The organism is Williamwhitmania taraxaci, from assembly GCF_900096565.1.
GTDB lineage: Bacteria > Bacteroidota > Bacteroidia > Bacteroidales > Williamwhitmaniaceae > Williamwhitmania > Williamwhitmania taraxaci.
In genome coordinates, this window is the sequence record NZ_FMYP01000001.1 from 30,086 (window position 1) to 47,429 (window position 17,344).

A 17,344-nucleotide genomic window follows, 5' to 3' on the forward strand; every position below is an offset into this window, starting at 1 on the left:
AGTCCGAAGTTGGAGTGGCGCCGTAGGTGCCAAATTATGGTTTTGAAGAGGTGAGTAGTGAGTGGTGAAGAGTGAAAAGGTAAAAGACGGAAGTCGGCAGCTGGACGACCGAAGAAGGAGTGGCGCCGTAGGTGCCAAATTATGGTAACAGAGAAGATCTTAAAATTTTTTGGCGGCGCGAACAAATGGTCAAAAATGCATCTGCCGATGAACCGCCGCCTGAATGGAACGGTGAATATATCGGGCATATTGGTTCCTCAGTAATAAAGAAGTGTTAAAATACGGAGACGTTAAAGGGTAAATGTTAAAGGTTAAAAGACAGGAGTCGGAAGTCAGGAGACCGAAACGGAAGTCCGAAGTTGGAGTGGCGCCGTAGATGCTAAACGTTGGTTTTGGAGAGTGAATGGTGAAGATCGGAGAGCAACGACGATCCCGCGCTAGCGGGGGTGAATAGTGAATGTCGGAGTGCAACGGAGATCCCGTGACAACGGGGTCGGAGAGCAACGACGATCCCGATTTATCGGGGGTGAAAAGAAGAGAAGTCCAGCGTTGTAAATTCATGCACGTTAAGGCGAAGAGGATCGCCATAGCCTGTGCAACCGGGGCCCCTCAGGCCGAAGGGAGCGTAAAAACGGCGGTTGGTCGAGCGCAGCAAGTTCCGACGTTTTAGCTCGCAAGGCCGTAAAGGGTCGGCGAGCAGGCAAGGCTTGATCTTTTGTTTCTTTTCCATCGAGGGAAAAGAAAATTAGATTGATTTTCAAGGGTCGAGGAGTAATGAAGGGATAGTGGACAGCACTTTTCAAAAGCAATTTGCCGGGTTGCGCCGCCAGATCTTCTTACGCTAAGATAAACAGAGGAAAATAAATGGATCACAGAGGCACTGAGAACATATAGAAAAAAGAGAACCCGGTAACCATTAAAAACCAGAAGGAACACCAATAGGTTGTTGTGCAGATTTCCTCCTACCTATCGCCCTTTCAGGGCTTTAAATAATGACTGATTTGCACACAGGCCTACGCTCCCGATAAATCGGGATCTTCGATACGCTTTGGCCAGTGCTTTTACCTTTCGGAGCTTCGCCCCTGTTGTTTATGCAGAAGAAAGATTAGGCCTGAAAGGCCTGCCTGTAAAAGCACAGGGCGCAGCCCTGTGTGAACGCAAAGAACCACTTAGGGCTGAAAGTCCGACATGTTTCCTTGTCGAGCGGACGTCCTCGCCATCATTCTGCACGCTCGGCATGGCTGACCAGCTACCACTACGATGCAGGGTTTTCGTTATGTTTTTCCATGGCACGGCTTACGACACACAGACGAGAAACACATCTGCGCGAGCTGGTGTTCTGCTCAATTTCACCTTCGTCGAGCGCGCAAGCTCGGTTCAACATTCACTTTCCCTGTAAACATTGGTAGTGCAGCTAATGGGTTATATACTAGACGACAGTGATCAAAATAATTTTAAAATAATTGATAAAAAACTGGATTTTTTAAAAATATTGCTTTAATTTTGCTTAAAGGTTCTTTGAAATAGTCGGCGTAGCAAAACTCTATTACTATGAATAGAATATTTGAATCGAAGTTATCAATGATTCACGATGTTTTAGCTGTAGTTGCTAGTTTTTCCTCTATCCTTATGGCAAATGTTAAGGTTGAAGGAATAGTTCACAGAATTCAACTGTTATTAGGACACGCAGAGCAGCATAGCGCAGTATTGGTGATATCGACAAAGGATTATACCACAAAAAAGAAAAATCTCAAGAAAGATCTTTTGCGCGATGCCAAACTGATTTTTGCTGCTTTTAAGATTCTCTTTGCAGAAGGTAAGGCACTGGATGAAAAAATTCAAATACCTTTGTTTATGAAGGGTATTGTTCATTCGACTTACCAGAAAATGTACGATGAATTATTTGAACTTAATAAAGCGGTGGAACGCAATAAAGTTGATTTAATTGCTGCTGGATTGGAAACCGAAATCATTGATCGGATCAACCTGCAACTGCCCAATTTAAAGGCGATGCTCGATATGCCTAGAGAGGGCCACACCATAGCAATCAATGCTCGTCTCGAGAAAGAGAATGCCATGAATGAGATAATGCTTATTCTGAAAAACGAGCTTGATCCCCTAGTTCAACTCCTGGGGGCAAAGAATCCTGAGGTGATGACAAACTACGATACTGCTCGCAGATGGATTAAACCTACCTCTAGTAGAAGATCCAGTGCCAAGGATGCCAATAGTTCCAAATAGTATTGGACATCCTATTTGTAAGAATTTTTTAAACCATTTACGCACGACTATATCTATTTCGAACCCCCGTAAGTAGTTTGCTTACGGGGTTTTTTTGTTACCTGTTGATTGTGGAACAAGCCGTAAGAGGTTAAACGTTAAAGGGTAAATGTTAAAAGACGGAGACGTTAAAGGTTAAAGGGTAAATGTTAAAAGACGGAAGAGGTTAAAGGGTAAACGTTAAAAGACGGGAGACGTTAAAGGGTAAAGGTTAAAAGTAAAAAGACAGGAGTCAGGAGACCGAAGACCGAAGACCGAAGTAGGACTGGCGCCGTAGGTGCCAAATTATGGTAACAGAGAAGACATTAAAACTTTTTGGCGGCGCGGACAACTGGTTGACAATGCATCTATCGAAGTTTCACCGCCTGAATAAAACGGCGTATAGGAGAATAATATCCAATCAAAACGACCACTATGTATCAGATATGTAGAGTCCTAACTGATTATTTGTGGATTTTATCGGCATATTGTCTCATTGAAAAATTGACTCATAGTCCCATTTCTTTCCTTTCTAATTATGACTTCTTCACCATTTTTTCGCACTTTTACCAATCGATATTTCGACTTATCTGTTTTAATAAAACCTACGTGCACCAGCCCAGTGTAACTGACAGGGCGAAGCTGTGAGTGAGTTAAAGGTTAAACGTTAATAGTTAAAGGATGTTAGGTGCGAGGCGCAGGCATAAGATGGAAGACGGAGACGTTAAAGGTTAAAGGACGGAAGTCAGGAGACCGAAGACCGAAGTTGGACTGGCGCCGTAGGTGCCAAATTATGGTAACAGAGAAGATAACAAAACTTTTTAGCGGCGCGGACAAATGGTTACAAGTGCATCTGACGATGAACCGCCGCCTGAATGGAACGGTGTAAATGGATAAAATTGCTTTCAGGTTGCAATAACCAGCTATGGATGAACCGAACAGCGTGAGTTCGCCGAAGGCAATAGTAAAACTGTTGCAGATGTGAGGAGAATAGCAAAAAGTTAATAATCAGGCATTTTATTAAGGTTTGAAATGACAGAGACAGATATTCGTAATGTTATTATAGCTGGTGAAGGTGAACGAATTGAGTTTTATAACCCAGGCAAACTTTATGGTGGAATAACCGTTGATAGCTTATTGTCGGACAACTATATATCGCAAACTAGAAATAAATTAATTGCCAAGGCATTTAAGTAGGTCGGGTTGGTTGAGCGATATGGATCGGGTATAAAACGAATCTTAAGTATATGTAGAGATTATGGTTGCATTAGACCAATATTTGAGGAGATATTTGATGGATTCAGGGTTACTCTTTTCAAGAATAGCTTAAATGATACCGATCGTGATACCGATCATGATACCGATCATAGATTAGTCATGATAATTAGGTTTGTTCAGGAGATTGGTAATATTACAACTAAGGAGTTGGCGAATAAATGTGCGGTATCGCAGATTACGATAAAAAGAGATATTGAGAAGCTGAAGTCACAGAATAGATTAAGGAGAGTAGGCTCAGCAAAAGGTGGATATTGGGAGGTTACAAATTAAGGCTGATTGAAAAGATATAAGACAATAGAATTTGCTATACCAGAATGGTGTTTGCAAGTTCGCCGAAGGCAAAGGACGGAAGACGTTAAAGGGTAAACGTTAAAAGGTAAAAGACGGAAGACAGAAGACTCAAGGTGGACTGGCGCCGTAGGTGCCAAATTATGGTAACAGAGAAGATAACAAAACTTTTTAGCGGCGCGGACAAATGGTTACAAGTGCATCTGACGATGAACCGCCGCCTGAATGGAACGGTGTAAATAAATGATATTGTTTTTAGGTTGCAATAGCGGCAAAGGTATACCGAACGAAGCAAACTAGCCGCAGGAAAACGATAGTAAGTGCAAAGGGGATGGTTCTATTCTGCGTTTTGGAATCAAATAGGCTTAATGACAAGTAATTAAGGTATATATATAATGAAAAGGATACTTGTAACCGGTGCTGATGGTTTTATTGGATCGCATTTAACCGAGTTGTTACTGTCGAATGGATTTGAAGTTAGAGCTTTGGCTCAATACAATTCCTTCAACCATTGGGGATGGTTAGAAGATATTAGTAATAGTAAAAATCTAGAAATTGTTACCGGAGATGTCAGAGATCCCTTCTTTTGCGAGGAGATAGCTATTGGCGTTGATACTATTTTTCATCTTGCGGCATTAATCGCTATTCCTTATTCTTATAAGGCTCCTCAAAGCTATATTGAGACAAATGTTACAGGTACTTTGAATATTTGTAATGCTGCGCTTAAGAATGGTGTAAAGAGAGTATTAGTAACATCTACCTCAGAGGTGTATGGTACAGCTCAATATGTTCCTATTGATGAGAAACATCCGAAACAACCTCAATCGCCATACTCTGCTTCAAAAATCGGTGCCGATGCAATGGCATTAAGTTATTTTAATGCCTTTAATTTGCCCGTTACTATTGTTAGACCATTTAATACCTACGGTCCAAGACAGTCGGCTAGGGCAATAATACCAACAATAATAACGCAGATAGCTGCAGGAATTAAAGAGATTAAGCTGGGGGATCTCACTCCAACCCGAGATTTTAATTATGTAAGAGATACATGTCGTGGTTTTTTGGCTATTGCTCAATGCGATGATACTATTGGTCGGGAAGTAAATATTGCCTCCAACTATGAAATATCAATGTTCGATACGCTAGGCATTATCAAGGATATTTTTGGAAGTGATACTCAATTTATTTCCGATGAGAAACGGTTACGGCCTCAGAACTCTGAAGTATTACGCTTATGGGGCGATAATTCGCTTATCAAACAGATGACCGGATGGAGTCCTGAATACGATATTCGGAAAGGGATGGAGGAGACCATAAAATGGTTTACCAATGCCGATAATCTTAAAAAATATAAAACTGGGATTTATAATGTCTAGTAAATCAACGTAAAATACTGTTACCTGTTTAGATATGACAAAAAACTTTGATGAAATAGTAACTTTCATCCGTACGCTATATAATAAACCCGAGGGTTTTATTGCGCTGCATGAGCCATGCTTCATGGGTAATGAAAAAAAGTATTTAGCAGAGTGTATCGATACTACCTTCGTTTCGAGCGTTGGGCCATTCGTAACCCGTTTCGAGGAGATGGTGGCCACCTATACGGGCGCAAAGCATGCTATTGTTTGTGTAAATGGAACAGCTGCACTTCACATGGCTCTTATGCTGGTGGGTGTTGAGGCCAATGATGAGGTAATTACCCAACCGCTGACCTTTATTGCAACGGCCAACGCTATTAGCTATACCGGTGCAAAACCAGTGTTTGTAGATGTGGACATGGATACGCTTGGGATGTCTCCTAAAAGTCTCAGTGTCTTTTTAGAGGAGTTTGGCGAGTTACGCGATGATGGGTTTTGCTATAATAAAGAAACGGGTAGACGAATCTCCGCTTGCGTTCCTATGCATACCTTTGGGCATCCTTGTCGGATTGACGAGATTGCTGCTATTTGCAAAAAATACAAAATTCAACTGGTGGAGGATGCCGCCGAGAGCATTGGCTCTACCTATAAAGGTAAGCATACCGGAACCTTTGGTGCTGTTGGTATTCTCAGCTTCAATGGTAATAAAACAATAACCACTGGAGGTGGTGGAATGATTATTACCAATAATGATGACTTGGGTAAAAGAGCAAAGCATCTAACCACCCAAGCAAAGCTGCCCCACCGATGGGAGTTTAACCACGATGCAATTGGTTATAATTACCGCATGCCGAATATAAATGCGGCCTTGGGAGTGGCTCAAATGGAGGTGATTGATAGAATTATAGTCAGTAAAAGAGGCATAGCGGCTCAGTATACTGAATTCTTTGCTGCAAATGGCATTGATTTCTGTAATGAACCACAGGATTCAATCTCCAACTATTGGCTAAACTCTATATTATTAGGTAGTAGAGAAGAAAGGGATAGGTTTCTTGGTTACATGAATGATAACGGTATAATGAGTAGGCCTGCTTGGACATTAATGAATAAACTACCTATGTTTGAAGGTAGCCAAACTGACTACCTGAAAAATGCTGTTCTTATAGCAGAGAGATTAATTAATTTACCAAGCAGCGTAATAAGTTGAAAAGCGAAGGAAACATGAGAATTGGAGGTGAATTTGAGATAAATCCAAAAGATCTTAAAGGTTTACCCGACTTTTCCCCAAAATCTAATATATTGCTTTATTCGAATGGAAGATCTGCTCTAATGGCAATTCTTAGTCACATAAAAAAAACTAATCCTTCAATAATTCATATCCCCTACTATATTTGTCCATCTGTAGTTTTTGCTTGCGAAGCAAGTGATTTCCAAATCCATTTTTATGAATTAAACTCATCTTTTTCATTTCCCATAGAAAATTTAGAATCAATTAAAAAAAATGAAGTTCTATTATGTGTTAACTATTTTGGATTTATAGAAAGTAACCTATTGTTTCAGCGAATAAAGGAAGATAGACCTGATATTATTATAATTAGCGATCAAGTTCAATCCTTTTGGAAAAATGAAGATATTTGGCCTGACTATTCGTTTACAAGTTTTAGAAAGCATTTTCCTACACCTGACGGGGCAATTGTGGTTGCCAAGAATACAGAACTGAATCATAATAAATATTTTGATACAAACACTTTCTTTTGGCCTAAGTTTATTGGAAGTGTGCTAAAGCACTATCATGTTCACGATAGCGTATATTTAAAATTTCTGAAAGAAGGAGAATGTAAAATTGATGCAACTAATGAAATTACCAAGGCCTCTGAAATAGCATATTATATTTTTGAAAATACTAATTTTGAAACCATTAAACAAAAAAGGAAGGAGAATTATAAATTAATTTTTGAGCTAGGAACAAAGCATGGGCTTAACTTTCTCTTTCCTTACAATGAAAATACTGTTCCCCTTTGTGTCCCAATAATACTAGAAAGTAGAGACAGCGTTAAAGCCTCCTTACATTCTTCAAATATCTTTTTACCTATTCATTGGCCATTAGCAGATTATAATTCAACATCTTTAATTTCTCAAAGAATGGCAGAAAAAGAACTGTCTTTAGTAATTGACCAACGCTATTCTACTGCAGAAATGGAGTATCAAATAAACTGTTTAATAAAATCGTTGTGACATGGAAGATAGAGTTTACTTAAGAGCCTTTGAAGTTGATGATTATATTCTGATTAATCGATGGAGACGAGATCCTGAAATCATTAAATATCTAGCTGGTAATGTTTTTTTTGTTTCAAGCGAAAGGGAAAAGAAATCAGTCGAAAATAAAATATTCGATGATTCTGTTAATCTTTATTTAGGAATTTGTGAGAAAAACACAAATAAACTAATTGGATATACCAATATCAATAATATAGATTTAAGAAACGCTAAAGCGGAATGGGCAGGTACATTCATTGGAGATAAAGATTTTGCTGGACAAGGTTATGGAAGAGAAGCTTCTATTTTAATGCTTAGTTTTCTTTTTAGTCAGTATCCAATACACAAATGTTATGGAAGGTGTCTTGAAGAGCATCCAACAACCGCTAAACTATTCATCTCATTGGGATTCACTCAAGATGGAGTTCTACGAGATGATGTTTTTAAAAATGGCGAGTTTAAGAATGTTTTAATGTTTTCAATATTAAGAGACGAGGTTAATGGTCAATTTTGAAATAATCAATTTATCAGATTCTGTTAAATGGAATAAATATCTTCATCGATTGCCTCAAAAACTACAAGATATTTATTTTACTCCTGAGTATTATCGGCTATATGAAGAAAGAGGAGAAGGTCTGGCGCAATGCTATGTATTTGAAGATGGTAGTGGTCTTGCTCTTTATCCTTTTTTAAAAAACAATGTCAATAGTTTAGGATATAGTTTAGATAAAGAATACTTTGACATTCAAGGGGCATATGGTTATAACGGTGTCATATGCAATACAAATAATTTTGATTTTATTGATAAGTTTAATAAATCATTTCAAAATTATTGTAGAGCAGAAAATATTATTACTGAATTTACCCGATTTCATCCTATAATTGAAAATCAAAGGTTTGCAGTTAATCATCTTCAGATACTTTTTGATAGAGAAACGATAGCTATCGATCTTACTCAAAGCTATGATGAAATATGGTTTAAAGAGTATTCCTCCAAGAATAGGAATATGATTAGAAAAGCGGAAAAACTAGGTTATACAAGCAAGATTATAACACAACCATCAAGGAATGAGATAAACAACTTTATTTCCATTTATCAGAGAAATATGGAAATGGTTGGGGCCGAAGATTACTACTATTTCAACAAAGAGTTCTTTTACAATATATTCTCTTTACAGAAAGGGTTTGTATATTTGTTTAATATTGAAGATTGCAATAGACAGGTTGCCAGTTCTACTATTTTTTTTTATTATGGTGATTTTTTTCATTATCATCTTTCGGGTAGAGCCCCAAGTGCAGATAATTCTGTAAACAACTTTCTTTTGAATGAAGCAGTTAAATTTGCAAAAGATATGGGGGCTAAAACATTCCATTTAGGTGGAGGAAGATCATGCGCACCAGATGACAGTTTGCTAAAGTTTAAAAGCAATTTTTCAAAGACATACCTGCCATTTTACATTGGGAAGAGGCTACATAACCATGATGTTTATGATGAAGTGGTAAGGCAATGGGAAGCTAGGTTTCCAGAAAAAAGTGAAAAATATAAGAATCACGTATTAAAATACAGGTATTAGGATGTCAAAAGTAATTATTATTGCCGAAGCTGGAGTTAATCATAATGGAGACATCAATTTAGCGTATAAACTCGTTGATGCGGCATCAGAAGCTGGTGTTGACTACATTAAATTTCAGACCTTTATATCAGAGCTTATTGTCGACAAAACAACTCAAAAAGCAGATTACCAAAAAACAAAACTAAGGGAAGGGGAAACGCAATTCGAAATGATAAAGAAGTTGGAGTTATCATTTGAAGATTTCCACAAAATAAAAAAGTACTGCGATAAGCGAAAAATTAAATTCCTTACTTCTGTTGCTGACTTCACTAGTTTGGAAAAAATTGATGAGTACATACTTGACTACATAAAAATTGCCTCAGGAGAGTTAACCAATAAACTATTTCTTAGAAAAGTTGCATTAAAGAAGAAACCAATCATTTTATCAACAGGAATGGCAACTCTGGGTGAAATTGAAGAGGCACTTTTTACTCTGCAGAACGAAGGGATACAAAGGAGTGATATTATTGTTTTGCATTGCAATACAGAATATCCAACACCTATGAACGACGTTAATTTGAAAGCAATGCAAACTATTGCAGATGCATTTAAAATTAAGGTTGGTTATTCAGATCACACTTTAGGGCTAGAGATTCCCATTGCTGCTGTTGCGCTTGGTGCTAAAGTAATTGAGAAGCACTTTACCCTTGATAAAACCTTACCTGGCCCCGACCATAGTGCTTCACTTGAACCGCACGAACTGAAAGCAATGGTAGTTGCTATTAGAAACGTTGAAAAAGCAATATCTGGCTCTGGTAGAAAAGAACCAAGTGATTCAGAACTTAAAAATAGGGTAGTTGTTCGTAAGAGTATATTCACCTCTAAAAAAATTTTTAAAGGTGAAGTTTTTACAGAATCAAATATTACGATTAAAAGACCCGGTGATGGGATAGCAGCTGTAGAGATAGATTTGATTTTGGGCAGAACAGCTGCCGTTGAATTAGAGCAAGGGAGAAAATTAGAATTCAAGGATATTCAATGGTGAAAATTGGAGTATTAACTAGCTCTAGGGCTGATTTCGGTGTCTATTTACCACTACTAAAAGCATTTTTAAAGGATACTGACATTGACTTTGAAATAATTGCATTTGGAACTCATCTCTCAAATTTGCATGGATATACAATCGTTGAAATTAAAGAGAATGGGTTTGATGTAAAACATGCTATTTCATGCATGCTTGCCGATGATTCAGAAGTTGCTATTGCAACTTCTGCGGCTCTTACATCAATGAAATTTGCTGAGTTTTGGGCAAATCATAAAAATGAGTATGATATTGTGCTTTGTTTAGGTGATCGATTCGAAATGTTTTCTGCAGTTATTGCTGGTGTACCTTATGGCGTAAAATTTGCTCATTTATATGGTGGAGATTATAGCAAAGGGGCTATTGATAATGTTTATCGAGATGGTATGACGCATGCGTCGATTATGCATTTTACATCTAATCAAAAGTGTGCCGAAAGGGTTTTGGCTCTGACTGGATCCAAGGACAGAATTGAAGTAATTGGCATTTTGAGTTTGGATGAATTAGAAAAAACACACCTTCTTACCATTGAAGAATTTAGAAGTAAGTGGAAGATTGACTTAAGTAAGCAAACTTTACTCATTTCATTTCATCCCGAGACTGTTAATGCTGATAAAAACATTGCTTATGCTCGGATCGTAAAAACGGTGCTAGAAGAACTATATAATCAATATCAATTAGTAATAACGATGCCAAATGCTGATACTAATGGCTCAATTTTCCGAAAGGAATTCGAATTATTGAAAGCAGCGAATCCAAAAAACGTTTTTCTAATTGAAAATTTTGGTAATCAATCCTACTTTACGTGTATGAAGCACTCTCTTCTATTGTTAGGGAATTCATCCAGTGGGATTTCAGAGGCAGCATCATTTAATAAATACTTTATTAATATAGGAGAGAGGCAAACTGGTAGAGTGTTAGGAAAGAACATAATAAGTGTTCCTTTTTCCCCAGAGCTTATTCTAAATAAAACCAAAGCGACTCTGGAATTAGGGGAATTTAAAGGGGAAAATATATACAAAAGCGAGGGAGCCGTTAATCACATTATTTCAAAACTTAAATCCATATCAATTTGAACACTTACAGGAAGCATTTACTTGCAAAAGGGAGCAGCATTAGGCAAGCACTTGAGCGTTTAAACGCCCTTGCTATTGATGCAATAGTTTTTATTGTCGATGAACAGAATAAACTTTTAGGTTCACTTACCGATGGCGATGTCAGAAGAGGATTACTTAAAGGCTATACTATAAGCAATATGGTTGATGATATTGTTCAACCATATCCAAAGTTTATCAGGAAAGGGGATCATGATATCTATAAGGTGATTAAGTTCAGGGATAATAATTTTCGTATTATTCCTATACTTGATGAAAATGATTGTGTTGTAAATGTCATCAATTTTAGATTATTAAAATCCTATTTACCTGTTGACGCCGTCATTATGGCTGGAGGTAGAGGCGAAAGGCTCAAACCACTTACCGATAAGACTCCAAAGCCCTTGTTGAAAGTTGGAGACAAACCAATCCTTGAACATAACCTAGATCGATTGTCTTTATATGGAATTGATGATTTCTGGATAACCGTAAACTATTTAGGCAAACAGATTGAGGATTATTTTGAGAATGGCCAGAAAAAAAATATTGTGATACAATATATTTATGAAAATGAACCATTAGGAACTATTGGGGCTGTATCCAAAATAAATAATTTTTGTCATGATTTTATCTTGGTTGCAAATTCAGACCTTTTGACTAATATTGATTACGAGCATTTTTTCTTAGATTTCATAAAACAGGATGCAGATTTTTCTGTTGTTACTATACCTTATGCTGTTGATATACCTTATGCTGTATTAGAAACAAACAATGGGAACGTGATCAGTTTTAGCGAAAAACCTACTTATACCTATTATTCCAACGGTGGAATTTATCTGTTCAAGAAAGAAGTTTTGAGCCGTATTCCAATCGAAAAACATTTTAATGCCACCGACCTGATGGAAAATCTTATTCAATCAGGTAAGCGAGTAATATCTTATCCCATAACTGGTTATTGGCTTGATATTGGGAGGCCAGAAGATTTCAATAAGGCACAAAGGGATATAATGGCAATAAATTTCAAATGAAACCTCTAATTGTAATACCTGCACGTGGTGGCTCAAAAGGAATACCTCGAAAGAACATTAAACTCTTAGGTGGTAAGCCACTAATTCAGTATACAATCGAGGCTGCACGAGAAGTCTTTGATGATTCAGTGATTTGTGTTTCGACAGATGATATTGAGATTAAAGATATTGTTGAATCGCTTGGACTTATTGTTCCATTTGTTAGGCCAGTAGAATTTGCTCAAGATACGACTGGCTCTTATGTCGTATTGCTTCATGCTATCGATTTCTATGAAATGAATGGCTACAGGCCTGACACTATTATATTATTGCAACCAACCTCACCTTTTCGAACAGGAAAGCATATTCGCGAAGCACTTAAGCTTTATAGGGACGATTGCAAGATGTTGATTTCTGTTAAGTATGCAAAATCTAATCCATATTATAATTTATTCGAGGAAAATCCGGATGGGTTTTTAGTCAAATCAAAAGCTGCCGATTTTACAAGACGGCAAGATTGCCCCATTGTTTATGAAATTAATGGAGCGATCTATGTAATTAATGTTGAAGCACTTAAAGAAAGACCTTTAGCACAATTTTCTCAAATAAAAAAGTATGTTATGGATGAAATAAGTTCACATGATTTAGATACTTTGTTTGATTGGGACTTTGCTGAATACTTTGTGAAAAAATGAAAACAGAAACAAGAGAGCCAATTTCTCCTTTAGATTGTTTTTTTGACCCAATAAAGGACAATAAAGGTAGTTATTTAGTGTTCAATATGTTTGATTTTGATTTTTTTAGCAAACAAGGTTATAATGTAAATCTCGAAGAAATTTATTTAGAGGGAATTTTTCAAAAATGGAAGGAGACAATTATTGAAAAGGAGACAAGAATAGCATATATTGAATTATCAAGCCTCAAATATACTATTGATTTAAAAGCATTCTGTTTATATCATTCTAATTTGGATTCGTATAAAAATATTTGTGAGAAAGTGGTTAGCGAAAAACTTAATAGATCAATCATATTTAAACCATTACCATTTAAAAATAACAATGTATTGCACGAAAATTCTTTTGTTTCTTTCGTCCATAAAATTCATAAAATTAGTAGTCAGATTAAGGAGTTACTATTATATCGATCAATACTTATTGAAGATCATAATTCTATATTGCAGCCGAGGGGGAGTTTTAATATATTTAGCAACCGCATTTTTAATATTATTTTTAAAAATAAAGTTCAAACGCTCTCAAATCGATTATGGGATTTACATGGAGAATACTTTCTTGAAACCCCTGATTTTTTTAAAAAGCAGTTACAAAAATTGGTTGCCACTTTGCTCTACTTACATTATAAAAAATTCAAAGAAATTCATTTAAGTAACTTTACAGCACCAAGCCAACAGGCAGCAATAATTTACGCAGAGGGAACAGGAACAAATTACAGTGTCGTTCAACATGGTAGATGGATGGTGCATCATCTTCCAAGCCCTTTGCATATAGAATACTGCAAGCCTTCTGTTTTTAATATATGGGAAAAAGAATTTCTTCAAAGCATTGGTGAAAACTTAGCATTGGTGAAAACCCGACCTAAATCTCGGTTAGAGATAAATGCTCCAGATACTATTGAAGATTATATCTTGATTGCAACATCTACACCCATGTTTATTGATCTAGATATTTATTATAAGTTTTGGACATTGATATCTGAAATTCAAAAAGAATTCAAAAAGATAATAAAAATCAAATTTCACATCCGCGACAATTTAACACCTCTTTTTATTGATTTTTTTGAAATAAAGACAATTTGTTTTATTGATCGAATAGAGACTGTTCCTAAATATGCTTTAGTAGTTAACTCAACTATATATTACGAATTAAAAGAGTATACAAAAGTTTTTGACTACAAAACAAACACCAGCAAAGAAGAAATTACTGCATTTCTTAATTCTTAAACTCACTTCATTATTGTAAATGGTTAATCCTTTTAATAAAATCAAGAGCAACTCTTTTCTTGCTGCGATAATTTATCGTTATTCTGCCTCTTTATTTTTACAACTTACTGCTTTTGTTGTAGGAATGGTTGTGTCGAAATTACTTGGGCCAGAGATGTTGGGCTATTGGGGCTTATTTCATATTGTCACAAACTATTATGTTTTTTCTAACCTAGGTGCAACAAATGGTTTGACCAGAGAATTGGGACTTCTAATAGGGAAAAACGAACGAGGTTCAATAAAAAATAACATTGGTGCGGCTAGTGCCGTACATATTATTTTGCCTGGTACAGCTGGTGTAATCTTAATTGGATATAGTTTTTTTCTTGTTAGCCCATTGAGTTGGATTTTTCTTTTTGCGGGTATAGTCGGCTTTGTACAGTTATATGAAGAAACACTTATAAGAATCACCAATGCATTTGAAAAACATAAGACGTTGGCTGGAATTTCTGTTTTTCGTTCACTTATTTCTTTTTTAATTGTAATACCATTGGTCTATTTTTTTGATTTACAAGGCAGATTAATGGCAGCGCTAATATTAGCCATAATTGGACTCTTAGTTACTTATAAGTATTTGCCGGTGCCTCTGAGTATTAGTTTCAATAAAACCCACATCACTAATCTTATTTCTATAGGCTTTCCAATAGCATTAACTGGCTTTTTATCTGCAAGTTTTTTCTTGGTTGACAGGCTTGTCATTACAAGATTCCTTTCAATAGAAGATCTTGGCTTTTACACTTTTGCTTTTTACCTTGTAACGGTTGTTATAAATATCAAATCCAATGTAGCTGGTATCTTATATCAAAGACAAAATATTATTTTTGGGGCAGATGGGGTTATAAGCAAACAACGATTATTTGAAGTATCAAAAAGTTCTGCATTGTTTACCACCGATCTTACAGGTGTATTGTCTGGACTAATTCTTATTGTCTTTTCTTTTTTTGTAAAATACTTTATGCCTGAGTATCTCAACTCCATAACAATAACCTATATAATAGTTTTCAGTCAGGTTATGGGAAGCATTAATGTGTTTAATACAGTGGGTAAACACACACATTACCTCTTGATTATGGCTGCCTCCCTTGCCATCAATGTTGCATTATGCATTATCTTTGTAAATCTATGGGGTATTATTGGAGTGGCCTACGCTACTTTTTTATCTTTTATCTTTTTAAATATCGTGATAAATTTCTTTAACTTAAAATATTTTGATTTGTCATATTTACAAAACTTCAAACTTATTTTAAGGATAATAGGGGTACCTCTTTACTGTTATGTAATTGCAAAAGGTATAGAGTATTTTCTATTTAAGAATCTTACCACACATATATGGTATGATATTGGTCTAATGGTTTTTTTAATTTGTGGTTACATTTTTTTTATGATTCCTCTTTTTTTTCTGCTAAAAGGGCATCTTAAATTTTTAAATCAGGTAAAACTTGAAGAACAATAGTTTGACAAATAGATTATATTTCAAAATTTATTTTAGAGACAAATAAGTTATGAGTTCAAATCCACGTATTGTAATAGTGTCTGAAGCCTTTCCACCCGATTACTCTGGGGCTGGTTTGGGAGCACAATTTTTAGCTAAAAGCCTTAATAATAAAGATTTGCTTTATAGAGTAATTACTCGAACAAAGAGTAGGTTTTCCGATGAAAATTCTCCATTCTATATTGATGAAATCAAATTTTACCGTATTGTCTATTTTCAACAACTTTTAAATCGTGTTACAAATAATCGTTATCTTAAACTTTTGATTCTGTTACTAGATTTCCCTTTTGTTTTTATCAAAACTACTTTCTTTTTCTTTCGTAACAAAAACCATGTTGACGTATTTTTCTTCGTATCTACAAAGTGGATATCATTAGTTCTAAGTTTTTGGTGTGTCTTGTTTAAGAAAAAGTATATTATAGAAACAACACTACTAGGGCATGATGATCCAATTGTAAATACAACAAAAAAATATATTTGGTTCAAAAGAAAAATTAAGAATTATCAGTTCAAAAATGCATCTGCTGTTACTAATATATCAATGCTCCTTGCAAATCAATGTCACAAATTTGGGCTTCCATCAAAAAAGGTTTTCACTATACCTTATTCCGTAAATCTTAGTAAATTTCATTCAGTTGAATATGATTATAAAATAGAGCTTAAGAAGAGACTACTTAAGAATCACTTAAGTTATCCAATTATTTTATTTACCGGAGTGCTAATTGCGCGAAAAGGCATTGATATTGTTTATAATACATTTAAGGAAATCCTTAAGGATTATCCTGACGCGGTTCTGATTTTTGCAGGACCTCAAGGTGCTCCAGGACAGGAATTACACTTAGCTGAAATTATTAGGGATATTAAAGCCGAGGGTATTGAAAAGCATGTTGTTTTTTCCGGTGCAGTTACAAACATTGAGGACTATTTCAATATTGCTGATCTATTTTTTTTCCCTTCAAGGGAAGAGGGTTTTGGACGAGTTTTCATAGAGGCAATGGCTTGTGAACTACCCGTGGTTACAAAGGAAATAGTAGGCATAACAGATTATATCTTTGGCAACAATGAAAATGGAATAGTTGTTAAAAGCGAGCATACTACTGATTTTGTTAATGCAATAAAAAATGTATTGGAAGATTCAGATCTTAGAAACACCTTAATAAGTAATGCCCGTATAAAAGTTAATACCGAATTTTCAGATAAGGAAGTGTTAAATAAATATTTAGGGCTCTTTGAATGGGTATTGAACACAAAATTAAATTTTCAAGATTGATTATTCGCAAAAGGTATTTATTAAGAGTATTTTTGAGCACAATCAAAAACAGGTAATGTCATGCTTTTGTTTTATTATATTTTCTTTGGTGTCTCAATTATATGGCTTTTTGTTAAAAAGAGCGATTTTATTGTGTGGTTGCCTCTTTTTTATGTTATTTTGGACTCAAGTTTTTCTTTTTTCTTAACTCTTTCAATAGTTACTTTTTTAAGACCCATTGTTTTTCTTATTATTTTGTTTTTTTATTTGAAAATCAATTCATTTAATATATTCACTAAGTACCTATATGTTTTCTTTACTTATACTCTAGTATTAGTTCTTTTTTCAAGTCAACTCTTTTATTCTTTTAAGGGTTTCCTGCAAGTGTTTATTTCAATGATGTGCTTTCCTGTAGGATACATTTACTTCGACT

The 17,344-nt window shown here is 35.6% G+C and carries 14 protein-coding genes and 1 pseudogene; all 15 read left to right on the forward strand.

What is annotated here, in order from left to right; all coding sequences use genetic code 11:
* Positions 1 to 1,551: 1,551 nt before the first annotated feature.
* The 15 genes and pseudogenes from BLS65_RS00140 (at position 1,552) to BLS65_RS00210 (ending at position 16,932) form a co-directional block, all read left to right on the forward strand.
* Positions 1,552 to 2,241, forward strand: coding sequence for a hypothetical protein (locus BLS65_RS00140; RefSeq protein WP_092433926.1), 690 nt, complete (start codon positions 1,552 to 1,554; stop codon positions 2,239 to 2,241).
* A 1,050-nt stretch (positions 2,242 to 3,291) separates the two neighbouring features.
* Positions 3,292 to 3,561 (forward strand): annotated as a pseudogene (locus BLS65_RS18970) (ATP-binding protein); the annotation flags it as partial.
* Between the two features lie 75 nt (positions 3,562 to 3,636).
* Positions 3,637 to 3,807, forward strand: a complete 171-nt coding sequence (locus BLS65_RS18975; protein ID WP_394331443.1) for a DeoR family transcriptional regulator — start codon at positions 3,637 to 3,639, stop codon at positions 3,805 to 3,807.
* 413 nt (positions 3,808 to 4,220) lie between these two features.
* The gene (locus tag BLS65_RS00155; protein WP_092433934.1) at positions 4,221 to 5,201 is read left to right on the forward strand and encodes an NAD-dependent 4,6-dehydratase LegB; all 981 of its coding nucleotides are present in this window, start codon (positions 4,221 to 4,223) and stop codon (positions 5,199 to 5,201) included.
* A gap of 34 nt (positions 5,202 to 5,235) precedes the next feature.
* On the forward strand, positions 5,236 to 6,390 hold the full coding sequence (locus BLS65_RS00160; protein ID WP_092433935.1) for a LegC family aminotransferase: 1,155 nt from the start codon (positions 5,236 to 5,238) through the stop codon (positions 6,388 to 6,390).
* A 14-nt stretch (positions 6,391 to 6,404) separates the two neighbouring features.
* On the forward strand, positions 6,405 to 7,418 hold the full coding sequence (locus BLS65_RS00165; protein WP_125869709.1) for a hypothetical protein: 1,014 nt from the start codon (positions 6,405 to 6,407) through the stop codon (positions 7,416 to 7,418).
* A 1-nt stretch (position 7,419) separates the two neighbouring features.
* On the forward strand, positions 7,420 to 7,953 hold the full coding sequence (locus BLS65_RS00170) for a GNAT family N-acetyltransferase (RefSeq protein ID WP_092433942.1): 534 nt from the start codon (positions 7,420 to 7,422) through the stop codon (positions 7,951 to 7,953).
* The gene (locus BLS65_RS00175; protein WP_092433944.1) at positions 7,940 to 9,013 is read left to right on the forward strand and encodes a GNAT family N-acetyltransferase; all 1,074 of its coding nucleotides are present in this window, start codon (positions 7,940 to 7,942) and stop codon (positions 9,011 to 9,013) included. The genes BLS65_RS00170 and BLS65_RS00175 overlap by 14 nt, the downstream gene beginning before the upstream one ends.
* Before the next feature lies 1 nt (position 9,014).
* Entirely contained in the window at positions 9,015 to 10,037 is a 1,023-nt protein-coding gene (gene neuB / locus BLS65_RS00180) for an N-acetylneuraminate synthase (protein ID WP_092433948.1), read from the forward strand.
* The gene (neuC, locus tag BLS65_RS00185) at positions 10,031 to 11,149 is read left to right on the forward strand and encodes a UDP-N-acetylglucosamine 2-epimerase (RefSeq protein WP_092433952.1); all 1,119 of its coding nucleotides are present in this window, start codon (positions 10,031 to 10,033) and stop codon (positions 11,147 to 11,149) included. The genes neuB and neuC overlap by 7 nt, the downstream gene beginning before the upstream one ends.
* Positions 11,146 to 12,195, forward strand: a complete 1,050-nt coding sequence (locus BLS65_RS00190; RefSeq protein ID WP_092433956.1) for a nucleotidyltransferase family protein — start codon at positions 11,146 to 11,148, stop codon at positions 12,193 to 12,195. Before neuC ends, BLS65_RS00190 begins: the two co-directional genes overlap by 4 nt.
* The gene (locus tag BLS65_RS00195; RefSeq protein ID WP_092433959.1) at positions 12,192 to 12,869 is read left to right on the forward strand and encodes an acylneuraminate cytidylyltransferase family protein; all 678 of its coding nucleotides are present in this window, start codon (positions 12,192 to 12,194) and stop codon (positions 12,867 to 12,869) included. The genes BLS65_RS00190 and BLS65_RS00195 overlap by 4 nt, the downstream gene beginning before the upstream one ends.
* Positions 12,866 to 14,131 (forward strand): hypothetical protein, encoded by a 1,266-nt coding sequence (locus tag BLS65_RS00200; protein WP_092433962.1) that lies wholly within the window; start codon positions 12,866 to 12,868, stop codon positions 14,129 to 14,131. The genes BLS65_RS00195 and BLS65_RS00200 overlap by 4 nt, the downstream gene beginning before the upstream one ends.
* Before the next feature lie 19 nt (positions 14,132 to 14,150).
* Positions 14,151 to 15,623: an oligosaccharide flippase family protein gene (locus BLS65_RS00205; protein WP_092433965.1), complete on the forward strand. Its 1,473-nt coding sequence runs from the start codon at positions 14,151 to 14,153 to the stop codon at positions 15,621 to 15,623.
* A 49-nt stretch (positions 15,624 to 15,672) separates the two neighbouring features.
* Entirely contained in the window at positions 15,673 to 16,932 is a 1,260-nt protein-coding gene (locus tag BLS65_RS00210; protein ID WP_092433968.1) for a glycosyltransferase family 4 protein, read from the forward strand.
* Positions 16,933 to 17,344 lie beyond the last annotated feature (412 nt).

Excerpts from the sequence above, each read along its gene's own strand:
- BLS65_RS00140 (WP_092433926.1), top strand. The coding sequence starts at position 1,552 with ATGAATAGAATATTTGAATCGAAGTTATCAATGATTCACGATGTTTTA.
- BLS65_RS18975 (WP_394331443.1), top strand. The coding sequence starts at position 3,637 with ATGATAATTAGGTTTGTTCAGGAGATTGGTAATATTACAACTAAGGAG.
- BLS65_RS00155 (WP_092433934.1), top strand. The coding sequence starts at position 4,221 with ATGAAAAGGATACTTGTAACCGGTGCTGATGGTTTTATTGGATCGCAT.
- BLS65_RS00160 (WP_092433935.1), top strand. The coding sequence starts at position 5,236 with ATGACAAAAAACTTTGATGAAATAGTAACTTTCATCCGTACGCTATAT.
- BLS65_RS00165 (WP_125869709.1), top strand. The coding sequence starts at position 6,405 with ATGAGAATTGGAGGTGAATTTGAGATAAATCCAAAAGATCTTAAAGGT.
- BLS65_RS00170 (WP_092433942.1), top strand. The coding sequence starts at position 7,420 with ATGGAAGATAGAGTTTACTTAAGAGCCTTTGAAGTTGATGATTATATT.
- BLS65_RS00175 (WP_092433944.1), top strand. The coding sequence starts at position 7,940 with ATGGTCAATTTTGAAATAATCAATTTATCAGATTCTGTTAAATGGAAT.
- neuB (WP_092433948.1), top strand. The coding sequence starts at position 9,015 with ATGTCAAAAGTAATTATTATTGCCGAAGCTGGAGTTAATCATAATGGA.
- neuC (WP_092433952.1), top strand. The coding sequence starts at position 10,031 with ATGGTGAAAATTGGAGTATTAACTAGCTCTAGGGCTGATTTCGGTGTC.
- BLS65_RS00195 (WP_092433959.1), top strand. The coding sequence starts at position 12,192 with ATGAAACCTCTAATTGTAATACCTGCACGTGGTGGCTCAAAAGGAATA.
- BLS65_RS00200 (WP_092433962.1), top strand. The coding sequence starts at position 12,866 with ATGAAAACAGAAACAAGAGAGCCAATTTCTCCTTTAGATTGTTTTTTT.
- BLS65_RS00205 (WP_092433965.1), top strand. The coding sequence starts at position 14,151 with ATGGTTAATCCTTTTAATAAAATCAAGAGCAACTCTTTTCTTGCTGCG.
- BLS65_RS00210 (WP_092433968.1), top strand. The coding sequence starts at position 15,673 with ATGAGTTCAAATCCACGTATTGTAATAGTGTCTGAAGCCTTTCCACCC.